General features: G+C 70.7%; 11 protein-coding genes. 2 read left to right on the top strand and 9 right to left on the bottom strand.

The features are described 5' to 3' along the window. Nucleotides 1-241: 241 nt before the first annotated feature. Together ACGFYN_RS10025 and ACGFYN_RS10020 are read right to left on the bottom strand one after the other, a co-directional pair. A complete protein-coding gene (locus tag ACGFYN_RS10025) occupies nucleotides 242-1,849 on the bottom strand; it encodes an amidohydrolase (protein WP_393865279.1) in 1,608 nt (535 codons plus the stop codon). Nucleotides 1,850-1,928: 79 nt separating this feature from the next. Beyond that, a complete protein-coding gene (locus tag ACGFYN_RS10020; protein WP_016434164.1) occupies nucleotides 1,929-2,369 on the bottom strand; it encodes an Lrp/AsnC family transcriptional regulator in 441 nt (146 codons plus the stop codon). A 261-nt stretch (nucleotides 2,370-2,630) separates the two neighbouring features. On the opposite strand from ACGFYN_RS10020, the gene ACGFYN_RS10015 reads away from it, so the two are divergent. Further along, nucleotides 2,631-3,065 carry a hypothetical protein gene (locus ACGFYN_RS10015; RefSeq protein ID WP_393865278.1) on the top strand — a complete coding sequence of 145 codons (435 nt, stop codon included), beginning with the start codon at nucleotides 2,631-2,633 and terminating at the stop codon, nucleotides 3,063-3,065. 10 nt (nucleotides 3,066-3,075) lie between these two features. On the opposite strand, the gene ACGFYN_RS10010 is transcribed toward ACGFYN_RS10015, so the two are convergent. From ACGFYN_RS10010 to ACGFYN_RS10000, 3 genes are all read right to left on the bottom strand, one after another. Then, the gene (locus tag ACGFYN_RS10010; RefSeq protein WP_393865277.1) at nucleotides 3,076-4,170 is read right to left on the bottom strand and encodes a phosphotransferase family protein; all 1,095 of its coding nucleotides are present in this window, start codon (nucleotides 4,168-4,170) and stop codon (nucleotides 3,076-3,078) included. A 12-nt stretch (nucleotides 4,171-4,182) separates the two neighbouring features. Then, nucleotides 4,183-5,283 (bottom strand): hypothetical protein, encoded by a 1,101-nt coding sequence (locus tag ACGFYN_RS10005; protein ID WP_393865276.1) that lies wholly within the window; start codon nucleotides 5,281-5,283, stop codon nucleotides 4,183-4,185. A 349-nt stretch (nucleotides 5,284-5,632) separates the two neighbouring features. After that, the gene (locus tag ACGFYN_RS10000) at nucleotides 5,633-6,805 is read right to left on the bottom strand and encodes an acyl-CoA dehydrogenase (RefSeq protein ID WP_393865275.1); all 1,173 of its coding nucleotides are present in this window, start codon (nucleotides 6,803-6,805) and stop codon (nucleotides 5,633-5,635) included. 349 nt (nucleotides 6,806-7,154) lie between these two features. Here ACGFYN_RS10000 and ACGFYN_RS09995 point away from each other — a divergent pair, with 349 nt between their 5' ends. Continuing rightward, on the top strand, nucleotides 7,155-8,378 hold the full coding sequence (locus ACGFYN_RS09995; RefSeq protein ID WP_393865274.1) for a glycoside hydrolase family 18 protein: 1,224 nt from the start codon (nucleotides 7,155-7,157) through the stop codon (nucleotides 8,376-8,378). 52 nt (nucleotides 8,379-8,430) lie between these two features. On the opposite strand, the gene ACGFYN_RS09990 is transcribed toward ACGFYN_RS09995, so the two are convergent. The 4 genes from ACGFYN_RS09990 to ACGFYN_RS09975 all read right to left on the bottom strand — a co-directional run bounded on the left by ACGFYN_RS09990 (nucleotide 8,431) and on the right by ACGFYN_RS09975 (nucleotide 12,509). After that, on the bottom strand, nucleotides 8,431-9,090 hold the full coding sequence (locus ACGFYN_RS09990; RefSeq protein WP_393865273.1) for a TetR/AcrR family transcriptional regulator: 660 nt from the start codon (nucleotides 9,088-9,090) through the stop codon (nucleotides 8,431-8,433). Between the two features lie 120 nt (nucleotides 9,091-9,210). Beyond that, nucleotides 9,211-9,351 carry an SCO1431 family membrane protein gene (locus ACGFYN_RS09985; RefSeq protein WP_393865272.1) on the bottom strand — a complete coding sequence of 47 codons (141 nt, stop codon included), beginning with the start codon at nucleotides 9,349-9,351 and terminating at the stop codon, nucleotides 9,211-9,213. 142 nt (nucleotides 9,352-9,493) lie between these two features. Continuing rightward, nucleotides 9,494-10,837, bottom strand: a complete 1,344-nt coding sequence (locus tag ACGFYN_RS09980; RefSeq protein WP_393865271.1) for a peptidase C39 family protein — start codon at nucleotides 10,835-10,837, stop codon at nucleotides 9,494-9,496. Between the two features lie 217 nt (nucleotides 10,838-11,054). Then, nucleotides 11,055-12,509, bottom strand: a complete 1,455-nt coding sequence (locus tag ACGFYN_RS09975; protein ID WP_393865336.1) for an amino acid permease — start codon at nucleotides 12,507-12,509, stop codon at nucleotides 11,055-11,057. Nucleotides 12,510-12,569 lie beyond the last annotated feature (60 nt).

Below are 12,569 nucleotides of genomic sequence, written 5' to 3'. Positions count from 1 at the left end.
CAGTGGCGGTGCTCCGGTGGGGCACACCGTCCCTGACCCAGCGGCGCTGCGACTGGCGCGAAGAAGTTCCCCGGTCGGGCGTCCGGTGGTGGACTCCGCCGAACCTACCGGCCCCCTGCCATCGGCTGTCAACAGCCGTTTGACCTGCGGTTCTTTCCTCAAAGTCCTGGTCAGGGCCGAGGACACGCAGGTCGTACGGCGCTGCGCCGGGCCATGTTCGGCGCGGCGCCACCCCGGGAGATCACTCGCCCGGCCCTACGAAGACGGTCCGCCCGCCGACCACCGTGCGCAGACAGACGGGCAGGTCACGGCCCGGAGTGAGGTCGGGCAGTCCCGGCGTGCCGGAGCGGGGGTCGGTGGACCAGCGGGCGACCCGGTCATCCGGAGCCTGGACCACCAGTTCGTCGGTGCGCCACACGGCGTAGTCGGCGGGTGCGCCCGGCACCAGGACGCCCGCGTCGTCCCGCCCGATCGCCCGCCAGCCACCGCGGGTGTGGGCGGTGAACGCGGCACGCACGGAGACCCGGTGGCCGGGGGTGCGGTGGAAGGCGGCGGCACGGACCGTGCCCCACGGGTCGAGGGGCGTGACCGGGCTGTCCGAGCCGAAGGCGAGCGGGACGCCCGCCTTGAGCAGGGCCGCGAAGGGGTTCAGGGTGCGGGCCCGCTCTGCGCCCAGGCGCTGGGCGTACATGCCGTCCTCGCCGCCCCACAGTGCGTCGAAGGCGGGCTGGACGGAGGCGGTCAGGCCCAGCTCGGCGAAGGCCGCGACGGTCTCCGGGGTGAGCATCTCGGCGTGTTCGACGCGGTGGCGGGCGGCGCGGACGCGGGCCAGGCCGATCTTCTCGGCGGCGGCGCGCACGCCCTGGACGACCGTGGTCACCGCGGCGTCCCCGATCGCGTGGAAGCCCGCCTGGAGCCCGGCCTCGGTGCAGGCCGTGACGTGGGCGGCCACGGCGGCGGCGTCCAGGTAGGCGGTGCCGGTGTGGTCGCTGTCGGCGTACGGCGTGTGCAGGCAGGCGGTGTGCGAGCCGAGGGCGCCGTCGACGAAGAGGTCGCCGGCCGCGCCCGCGGCGCCCAGCTCGCGTGCCTTGTCCAGGTCCTGCTCCGCCCAGTAGCCGACGACCCGCGGGGTCGCCTCTTCGGCGGCCAGGCGCAGGAGGTCCGTGAAGTCGTCCTCGGAGGAGATGTCCGGGCCGGCGCACTCGTGGACCGAGCCGATGCCGAGGGAGGCCGCGTGGGCGAGCGCGGTGCGCTGGGCCTCGGCGCGCTGGGCCGGCGTCACGGCCGCGAACGCGGCGGCGCGTACGGCGTGATGGGCGCCGGCGGTCAGCGGACCGTCGCCGGACGGCCCGCCCAGGCCGGGCGTCAGGCCGAGCAGGGACGTCGTGACGACCGCCGAGTGGACGTCGATACGGGAGAGGTAGAGGGGACGGCCGCCGGTGGCCTCGTCCAGTTCCGCGCGCGCCGGGGGGCGGCCACCGGGCCAGCGGGAGGCGTCCCAGCCGTGCCCGAGCAGGACCTTGTCCTGCGGGCGGGCCGCGGCGAAGTCCCGTACGCGCGCGAGGGCCGCCTCCAGGGAGGGGGCGTCGGAGAGGTCGAGGCCGGTGAGGGCGAGGCCGGTGGACGTGGTGTGCACATGGGCGTCGGTGAACGCCGGGGTGACGAGGGCGCCGTCCAGGTCGACCACCTCGTCGACACCTCCGGCGAAGGCGTCCGCGGCGCCCTCGGAGCCGACCCAGGCGACCTGGCCGCGTTCCACGACCATCGCGGTCGCGAACGGGTCTGCGGGGCTGTGTACCTCTCCGCGGCGGAGCAGGACGGTCTTCGGGTCGGGGGTGCGCGTGCTCATGCCCGACAGTTTCTCGCGCCGCGGCGGCGGCGTCGTACCTGGGGCGCCCTTGCCGGGAATCCGGCGCGGCGGCGCGGCCTCAGACGCGCGGCGGCCGCGCCTCGTACGGCGTCGACAGGACCACCGTCGTCCGCGTGGAGACGCCCGCCAGCGACCGCAGCCGCGCCAGCAGCTCCTCCAGCTCGTGCGGGGTCGCCACCCGGACCTTGAGGATGTAGTTCTCGTCGCCCGCGACGCTGTGGCAGGCCTCGATCTCGGGGACGCCGGCCAGGCGGTCGGCGATGTCGTCGGGGGCGCTGGGGTCGAACGGCTTCACCGAGATGAAGGCGGTCATGGGCAGCCCGACGGCCTCGGGGTCGACCACCGCGGCATAGCCGCGGATGACGCCACGCTGTTCCAGCCGGCGCACCCGCTGGTGCACGGCCGACGTGGACAGGCCCGTGGCCTTGCCCAGGTCTGTGTAGCTCATCCGCCCGTCCTTGACGAGCAGCTGCACGATCTGACGATCCAGCTCCTCCATGGCGCAAGAACCTACAGTGCGCCTGACCTCCCGGGATACCTCGGCAGACCAGGTCATGCCCGGTTTGTGATGTGGCCGCGAGCCGCTGGTGAGCCGTCCGGGCGACACCCGGGCAGGCATCTGCGGGAGGCATGTGACGAACACCACAGCCACGGGGACCGCTCCGTGATGTTCTCGTGATTACCGCCACGACCGGACGGGAAGTGCTTGCTGTGGTCGAGGCCGCAGTGCCTGAACGGCCCAGCCCGAGGGGGAGAACCCATGCAGAGTCTTAAGCGCCCTGGCCGTACCGCGCCCAAGCGCCTCCAGGCGGTCACCGAGCCCGAGCCGGAGGGCGTCGAACCGGACGACTTCGACGAGGAGTTGGACGCGTACGACACCTTCGAGATGTACCGGGTGATCTGCCCGGACTGCGCTCAGCCCATCGCCCTGCTGGCCGACGAGGAGATCCTGCCGGAGCACGCGCTGTGTGCCTCGCCGTGGAACCCGTTCGGCCTGACGGTGTGCGCCGGTACGGGCCGCAGGGCCACCGAGGCCCGGGCCGCGGACGAGTCGCACCGGCCCCAGGAGCAGGACACCGCCCTGCTGTTGACGCTTCCTCAGGGGCTCGACTGGCGGACGCAGCCGTTCTCGCACGTCGGCGGCCCGGGCTCGCGCCCGTTCCAGGTCCCCGTGCTGCGGGACCAGGCCGCCTGAGCGGTCCGCCTCAATCCCAGTAGCTGCCCTGCACCATGGCCCGCAGACTGCCGTGGTGCAGGATCAGCGTGTCCGGGTCCGCCGGGACGGACGCCTCGCCGAAGTGCACCTGCCGGTAGGCGATGCGCAGCATGACGATCGCGTGCCGCAGCGCGGCGTACAGCGTGTGGAAGTCCATGTCGCGCGGTGTGTGGCCGGTGAGTTGGGCGTAGCGGGCCTCCACCCGGTCCCGGCGCAGGAAGTCCGGCAGGCCACGCCGGCCGAAGGCCGCCGTCAGGTCCTGGAAGAAGCGGTGCAGATAGACCGTCCAGCCGAGGTCGACCTCGCGCGGGGCCAGGGCGGCCATCTCCCAGTCGAGGACGGCGACGGGCTCGAAGCCGTCGTAGACGACGTTCCCGATGCGCGCGTCGCCCCAGTTGAGCACCGGTGTGCCCGGGTCTCGGGGCCAGAGCTCCTCCAGCCGGTCGAAGGCGGCCTCGATGAGGGGTGAGCGGGCGCGTCCGCCGACGACCCAGTCGTAGTAGCCGCGTTGGGCGGTGACGTGGCGCCGCAGGGCGTCGCCGTCGCCCGGCAGGGCGAGGAACGCGGCCTCCTCGGGCGGTACTTGGTCGTGCAGCCGGGCCAGCAGTCCGACCGAGGCGGCCTCAAGGCGCTCGCGCTCGGCGTCACTGGCGGCGTGCAGCCAGTTGCCCTCGTAGGTGTAGGGCATCACGTCGGGCGGCACCCGCCCCTGGACGCGTTCCATCACGAAGAACGGCGCTCCGAGCGGGCCGGGGTCCTCCTCCAGCCACAGCACCCTCGGCACGGGCAGGTCCGAGTGCTCGGCCACCACCCGCAACGTGCGGTACTGGCGGGGCATGTCGTACACCGGGAAGACGGTGTACGCCGCCGGGTCCGCCGCGAGCCGCAACGCGCAGGCCCGCACCGGGGGTTCAGGATGCTCGATCTCGAAGAGCAGGGTCTCGCTGGACATTCCGTTGGACTCGGGGGCGGCCACCTCGACCGCCTTGGCGCCGGGCAGGCGGGTGCCGAGCCAGGCGGTGAGGCGGCGGGCGATCTCCTCCGGGTCACGGGTGGTGGTACGAGGCCGGGGCGCCGTGGCCATGACGCGAACCCCCTACGGTGCGACCGATGTGAAATCCGTGAACCCGCTCGGATCGTGCCGCCCGAACGAGCCGTGTTCGAAGATGCCGTGACCGGTCCGGCCGTCCAGGCGGAAGCGGGCGGCATGGTCGGTGACCCCGTAGGCGGCCATGCCGTGCGGCTGCGTCAGGTCGTACGTACGGCGGTCCGTCCAGCCGGGGCCACGCCAGGTGCCGTGCTGCCAGTCGTCGGCGGGCGGGTAGCCGGCACCGACGGCCAGCGGGGACGAGGTGAGGATCTCGGCCTCCAGCTCCTGCGGCTTGCGGACGTCGCCGAGGTGGACGAGGGCGCGGACGGGGTCGCGGGTGCCGGGGCGGTAGGTGATCTCGGGCTGCGGCCAGCCGAGTTGGCGGTCGCGGTGGCCGGGGCGGACGAGGGTGGCGTCGTTCAGGGAGCGGTATCCGTCCGCGTCCTCCTGCACGACGACCATCAGGAAGCGGTCCTCGAAGCGCACCGGGCACCACAGCCAGTGGAAGCCCTCGGTCGGGTGCTCCTGCGCCAGCCGGCCGCCCTCCTCCCCCGGTATGGGCCGCACGCCCCAGCTGCGGTCGCGGGTGCCGGTCCACCCGCCGGGGGCGACTTGGAACTCCTCGCCGCCGGCCCGGACGACCCCCGTCACCCCGCCCGCCTGCACGAAGCGGCGCCCTTCGAGGGTGAGCCGGCCGCCGCGGCGCTGGAGGTGGTGGGGCTCCCACAGGGCCGGGAACTCGGCGGTCCAGGTGAGGTCGTACGAGAGCGCCTCGTCGTCGGAGACCAGCCGCAGCCGCCGCAGCGGCTCCTCCACCTCGATCCTGAGCGGGCCGACTGCGAGCCCCATGCGGTCCTCGCCGAGGGCGTCCGAGGCGCGCACCGCGTGCAGGGTGTCCCCGGTCCGCAGGGTCGCGTACGCGTCGATCACACCGACGTTGGGATACACGCCCAGGCCCACGATGAGCAGCGCGCGCCCCTCGTGGTCGAGGATGTGGAAGATGCAGCGGTCGTAGGCGTTCCGGTCGCCGGTCGCCACGTGCTTCATGGACAGCGGGACCTGGTGCACGGGGTACTCGTCGAGCGGTACGGGGCGGTCGTCGGCCACGCCAAACCTCCCTGGAGACGGCTGACCTGACGGTACGTCAGGCGGCCGTCGGTGACCAGAGAAGTGGCGGTACGTCCGCGAACTCACGCCCGATTCCGCAGAAAGGTGACCTGTCGCCTACCTCCGCGTTGCCCTGGTATGACCCCCACCTACTCCGCCATCGGGCGTCAGCGCCGCGTGTTCGTACCGCCCCCCACAGGCACGGTTCCGCCCGCGCCGCCACAGCCGCAGGACCCGCCGATCTACCGCGATCTGATGCGTACCTGGGCCGACCGGGGCCGCACCCTGCCGGGCCGCCACGACCCGGAGTGGGTCAGACTGGCGGCCCCGCAGGTGGCACCGGGTGAGTTCAGCGGGTTTCCGGACCGGCGAGGTGACGGGCGATGACCATCCGCTGGATCTGATTGGTGCCCTCGACGATCTGCAGCACCTTGGCCTCGCGCATGTAGCGCTCGACCGGGAAGTCCGCGGTGTAGCCGTATCCGCCGAGGATCTGCACGGCGTCCGTCGTCACCTTCATCGCGGTGTCCGTGCAGTGCAGCTTGGCCATGGCCGCCTGCTTGGCGAACGGCCGCCCGGCGTCCCGCAGCCGCGCCGCCGCCAGATACAGTGCCCGGCCCGCTTCGACCTGGGTCGCCATGTCGGCGATCATGAAGCGCAGCCCCTGGAAGTCGGCGATCGGGCGCCCGAACTGCTGCCGCCCCGTGGCGTAGTCGACCGCCTCGTCGAGCGCGGCCTGGGCGAGTCCGATGGCGCAGGCGGCGATGCCGAGCCGGCCGGAGTCCAGCGCGGACAGGGCGATCGCGAAGCCCTGGCCCTGTTCGCCGACCCTTCGCTCGTCCGGCACGCGTACCCCGTCGAAGTGGACCTGCGCGGTCGGTGAGCCCTTCATGCCCATCTTCTTCTCGGGAGCCGCACTGCTGAGGCCCTCGGCGTCACCGCGCACCAGGAAGGCGGAGATCCCGCGCGGGCCGTCCTCGCCGGTGCGGGCCATGACCGTGTAGAAGTCGGCGATGCCGCCGTGGGTGATCCACGCCTTGGTGCCGTCGAGCACCCATTCGTCGCCGTCACGCACGGCCTTGGTGCGCAGGGACGCGGCGTCGGATCCGGAGGCCGGTTCGGACAGGCAGTAGGCGCCCAGCAGGCCGCCGCCGAGCATCTCGGGCAGGTGCTCGACCTGCTGCTGCTTCGAGCCGTAGGTGGCGAGCGCGTACGTGGCCAGCGTGTGCACGCTGACGCCGAGGCCCACGGTCAGACGCGCCGCGGCGAGTTCCTCCAGGACCTGGAGATAGACCTCGTAGGGCTGGTCGCCGCCGCCGTACTCGGAGTCGTACGGCAGGCCGAGCAGTCCTGCCCGGGACAGGAGCGTGAAGACCTCGCGCGGGAAGCGTCCGGCTTCCTCCTCCTCGGCAGCCTTGGGCGCGATCTCGCGCTGGGCGATGTCACGGACGAGCGAGATCAGATCCCGGGCCTCGTCCGTGGGCAGTTGACGGTCCACCGGCTGCGGGGCGCGGTCGGGCATGTCGACGCTCTCCTCCCTGTTTCGGGCACATCAGCGAATGCGCGCCTTGGGTGGAGGCGGCTCCGCCGGGTCGTACTGAGGCCGGGCCGATGCTCCGCTCCCGGGTCTCGGAAGCTGCTGACCAGCGGCTGTGCGCTGTGAGTATGCCCGATCGGAGGCAGCCCGTCACCAGTTAACGACCGCTTACTTCAAGAATATCCCGACCCCCGCAGAAGTGCCGCGCATTACCCGCGGGATTGGTCCGCACCATTGACCGCACTGGTCTAGTCCTCCTACTGTTCATGACCAACGCTTTACCGCGTTCATGCCAATCGGCGCGCGTTCCCTCTCCCCCACGAGGAGACACCCGATGCACTTCCCCCACACCCGTATGAAGGCGCTTGTGTCCGCTGCCTGTTGCGCCGCCCTCGGCGCCGGGCTGCTGGCCGGCGCGAGCACGGCCTCCGCCAAACCCTCGGCGCAGGAGGCCGCCGGCTCGAAGGTCGTCGGCTACTTCACCGAATGGGGCACCTACGACCGCAAGTACTACGTCAAGAACATCGAGACGTCCGGCTCGGCGGCCAGACTGACGCACATCAACTACGCCTTCGGCAACGTCACCGGCGGCAAATGCGCGATGGGCGACTCGTACGCGGCGACCGACAAGGCCTACCCCGCGGACGAGTCGGTGGACGGCACGGCCGACACCTGGGACCAGCCCCTGCGCGGCAACTTCAACCAGCTGCTGAAGCTGAAGAAGAAGCACCCGGGCCTGAAGATCCTTTGGTCCTTCGGCGGCTGGACCTGGTCCAGCGGCTTCGGCGAGGCCGCGAAGAACCCGGCCGGCTTCGCCCAGTCCTGCTACGACCTGGTGAACAACTCCAAGTGGGCGGGCCTCTTCGACGGCATCGACATCGACTGGGAGTACCCGAACGCCTGCGGCAACACCTGCGACACCAGCGGCAGGGACGCCTTCAAGAACGTGATGGCGGCGCTGCGTTCGAAGTTCGGCGGCGGCAAGCTCGTCACCGCGGCCATCACCGCGGACGCCACAAGCGGCGGCAAGATCGACGCGGCGGACTACGCGGGCGCGGCGCAGTACGTCGACTGGTACAACCCGATGACGTACGACTACTTCGGCGCCTGGGACGCGGCCGGGCCGACGGCCCCGCACTCGCCGCTGACCTCCTACTCCGGCATCCCCAAGGCCGACTTCAACACCTCGTCGACCATCGCCAAGCTCAAGGGCCTCGGCATACCGGCGTCCAAGCTGCTGCTCGGCATCGGCTTCTACGGCCGCGGCTGGACCGGCGTCACGCAGGCGGCACCCGGCGGCACCGCGACGGGCCCGGCCGCGGGAACGTACGAGCAGGGCATCGACGACTACAAGGTGCTCAAGGGCAAGTGCCCGGCGACCGGCACGGTGGGCGGCACCGCGTACGCCAAGTGCGGTAACGACTGGTGGAGTTACGACACCCCGGCCACCATCGGCACGAAGATGACGTACAAGAACCAGCAGGGGCTGGGCGGCACGTTCTTCTGGGAGCTCAGCGGTGACACCGCGAACGGTGAACTGATCAAGGCCATCAACTGACCGCGGCGGTACGGTGATCGGGGGCGGAGGCGCGGGAGCCTTCGCCCCTTCGTCATGAGTCCCGGCGGGCGGCGGGCGGGGCGGGGTAGGCCGCGTCCAGTTCCTCCACGGCCCGCATGGCGCCGCCGAGCAGCTTGACCAGGAGTTCGCGCATCTGCTCGCGGGAGATCCGCTGGCGGTCGATCCAGTCGAGGGTGGCGCCTTCGACGCTGCACACCCAGGCGAGCAGGCCCATGCGGGCGAGCGGGCTTATGTCCGTGTGGCCGTAGGCCCCTTCGGCCACGGTCGCGATGATCGCCTCGCGCACTCCGTCCCGGATCGCGTGCACCTCGGCGTCGAAGCCGACGCCGCCGCTGACGATCGCGCGGAACGCCGCCTGGTTGTGCTCGGCGTAGCGCAGATAACTCTCCATGGTGCGGTGGACCCGGTCCACCTGCCCCAGGTCGGCACCGCTGGCCGCATAGGTGACCAGGTCGGCGACGGAGTCCTGGATGATCGCCAGGTAGTAGCCGCGCTTGGACTGGAAGTAGTAGTAGATCAGCCCCTTGGCGACATGTGCCTGTCGCGCGATGTCGTCCATCGAGAGCGTGTCGTACGACGTGTCGGCGAACAACTTCCGCCCGATGGAGATGAGTTCGGCGCGACGCGCCAGCGAGCGCTCGGTACCGCGCGCCCGGGGGCGGGTGGCCTCGCTCTGTTGGCTGATCTTCAATTTCGACCCTGGTCTCCAGCGGGCGGCGGGACGAACGCAGTATGTCAGAACAACCACGCCCACTCGTTCGAGTCCGATCGACGAGCGGGCGCGGGGAGACCTGGAGTGGTAAGGGTCAGCTCACAGCAGGCCGAGCTGGGCGACGAGCATCGCGACGACCACGACGAGGGTCCAGCCCATGACGTGCTCGAAGATCTTCGGGCCGTCGTCCTTGGGGCCGCCGGTACGGGTGCGGGCGGCGGTGGCCGAGTGTGCGGTCATGGTGTCTCACTGTGGTCGGGTATGTGGTGGATTCCCCCATCTGTTCGTCCACCTTGCCACCTCGAACGTCTTTTGCAGCCGAGACCTTGGTCACACGGCGAAGGCCCCGGTCTCCCGGGGCCTTCGCACGGTGCCGGACGGCTCAGCGGACGCCGACCGCCGCGAGCGCCTTGCACTGGTGGGACGTGGGGTGCGCCGGGAAGTACAGGTAGCAGACGCCGCCGGTGCCGGAGGAGACGTTGCCGCTGGCGTTGTAGCGTTTGGTGCGCAGCCAGATGTTCTCCCACTCGCGCCGCTTGTAGACGCGGCGCACCGCGTCGTCGCCGGGCGAGGCGGGGTCGTTGGCGATCACGTCGCCGTCCGCGGTGAAGCCGATCACCGTCATCAGGTGTCCGGAGGTGCCGTAACCCGCCCCCGTCAGCTCCTCCTTGAGGAACGACTGGGACGTTATGGCCGGGATGCCGGCCGCGATCAGCGTCTCCAGGTCGGTCAGCGAGCCGAGCCGGGTGACCACGCCCTGCAGACCCTTGAACGTCGCCGCGTAGGCCGCGTTGAACGGCCAGTTGCCGCAGCCCTCGTACTGGTAGTCGTAGGTGAAGCGGGCGGCGTGGTCGACCTGCGGATCGGCGTAGCTCGGGTCCACCCAGGACAGTTGCTCCGGGGTGAGCCGGCCGCCCCAGTACTCGATGATCATCTGCGAGGAGGTGGGGCTGCACCAGGCCTCGCCGCCGTTGTCGTACTCGGGGTACTGGCCCTTGTGGATCTCCTGCGAGTAGCGCGGGACGATCAGCTCCTGGGCGAGGCCGGGCCTCGAGGCCGGGACCGTGAAGCGGTCCGGGATGTCGGAGCCCATCGCACCGAGCCGCCACACCGTGGGGGTGAGCTTGGTGCCGGGCTTGCGGTAGAGGGTGAGGCGCAGGCGGTACGAGACCAGGCGCAGGCCCGTGGTCGCGTCGTCGATCGCGAAGGTGTCCGTCCAGATCGTGCTCTTGCCGTCGGTCTGGTCGTCCACCGAGGTCCGCTTGATGTCCTGGTCGCCGGCCGCCCAGCGGCCCATCACGTACCAGGGGGTCTCCGTGCCGTCGGAGTACGTGCCGTGCAGTTCGACCTGGAGCCAGGTGCCGGCCGGGGTGTGCGCGTTCCAGGAGGCGATCGTCTCGGTGGCGGGGACGCGGAGCCGGTGGACGGGGGACGTCCAGGTCGCGTACTCCCAGGTGGCGGTGGTGCCGGTGTGCGGGTCCGTGTAGTCGGTCGTGCCGTCGGGGGCGGCGATCACCACGCCGGGCCGGGCGCCCGCGACGGCGCGGACGCCCTTCGCGGTGCCGGTGCGCCAGTCGTGGTGCGTGGTCCAGGCGTGGTAGTCGACCGGCCGGGCCGTGGCCTTGGCGGCCTCGGCGACGCCGGCGGTGACCGCCGGGCCCACCACTGCCGCGGCGACCGCGGCGGCCAGAACGGTTCTGCGGGACGGCTTTTCGGCTCTGCTCATGGGCGGAATGACCCCCAGGTGTCCGAGTCGGTGCGGGTCCGAAGACAGCATTGCGCTGCGGTGCTGTGCTGCGTGTGCGCCAACTATGGCCGCAGGTGGGACGTCCTGCCAGCACTTCGGCCCATGCCACGCCCATCAATATTGGTCTGAACCACTGGCATGACCTGCTGACCCGTACGGCCCGGCGTACCCGCGGGGGTACGCCGGGCACCGTTGCTCAGATCAGGTCCATCGCCGCGACCTCGTCGGGACGGCCGTAGCTGACCGGTCCCTGGAAGCGGCGGCGTGCGGTGGCGAACCACCAGACCGTCGCGACGATCAGGACTGCGGCGAGGGCGATCGGCGCGTAGTTGAAGGAGTCGACGGTGATCGGCGAGGCCTGCGGCAGCATGAACAGCAGGCTGCTGAGCACGATCCACGTCACCGCGACCACGCCCACCGGACGGCCCCAGCGCCCCAGGTTCCACGGGCCCGCCTGGAACTCGTCGCCCAGCCGCAGCCGCAGGAGGATGGGCACGCCGTAGGCGAGGAAGAGCCCGACGACGTTGACACTGACGATCGCGGTGAACGCCGTGTGCGACCACCAGCCGGGCAGGACGAGGGCCAGCGAGCAACCGACCGCGAGCCAGACCGCGTTGACGGGGGTGCGGGTGCGCGAGGAGACGGTGTGCCACCAGCGGGAGCCGGGCATCGCGCCGTCGCGGGAGAAGGCGAAGATCTGCCGGGTGTTGCTGGTGAGATTCGCCAGTCCGCAGAAGAGCATCGCGCCGATCACGATCAGCAGGAGCACCTTGGCGGTGGTGAGACCGAGCCCGTCTATCAGAATCTGGACGGGCGGGGCGGAGGCGCTCGCCACATGGTCGTAGTCATGAATGCTGTAGACCAGTGCGAGCATGAGGATCAGCCCGGTGATCGCCGAGTATCCGATCGCCCGCGTGATCCCCTTCGGGGCGTTGACCGTGGCGCGCACGGTTTCCTCGGACATGTGGAAGCTGCCGTCGAAGCCGGTGAAGGTCCAGCTGGTGACGAGCAGGCCGAGCATGCCGCCGTAAAGCCCGCTCGTGAAACCGGTGTTGTTCGCGAAATGCGTGACGAAGGACGCCGACCGGTGCTGGTCCGGACCGGCGATCAGGGCACCCACGATCACCACGAGACCGATCAGCAGCCACCACACGGAGATCCGGTTGAGCAGGGCGACCAGCTGGACGGTGTAGGTGTTGGCCAGGCCCTGGATCACGATGATCACGGCCGTGATCAGCACGGTCTGATGGGCGGTCGGCACGTACGAGGGCCATTGCAGGGCGACGAAGGCCTGGATGAAGGTGGCGGCGGCGTAGCCGGTGGCCGCCGTGCCGCCTATCTGGCCCACGAAGTTCAGCCAGCCCGTGTACCAGGACCAGGCGCCCTTGTGCCGTCTGGCGAGTTTGCCGGCGGAGAAATACAGGGCACCGCTCGTCGGATAGGCGGAGGCGACTTCCGCCATCGCGAGACCGACGAAGAGCACCATGACGGAGACGCCGATCCAGCCGAACACCAGAATGCGGGGACCGCCGGCGTTCATACCGAATCCGAAACTCGAGAAAATACCCGAGATGATGTTGATGATGGTGAACGAGATGGCGAAATTGTCGAACGCCTTGAAACGACGGGTGAGTTTTCTCGGATAACCCATCGCGTGCAGAGTGGCGTCGTCGTCCAGCTCAGTCGGTTCTGCCGTGCGTTCTGACACGTG

This window comes from Streptomyces sp. NPDC048419, assembly GCF_043200415.1.
Taxonomy (GTDB): Bacteria; Actinomycetota; Actinomycetes; order Streptomycetales; family Streptomycetaceae; genus Streptomyces.
The sequence above is the reverse complement of the archived record's forward strand: the minus strand, read 5'-3'. Positions and strand labels throughout refer to the sequence as shown.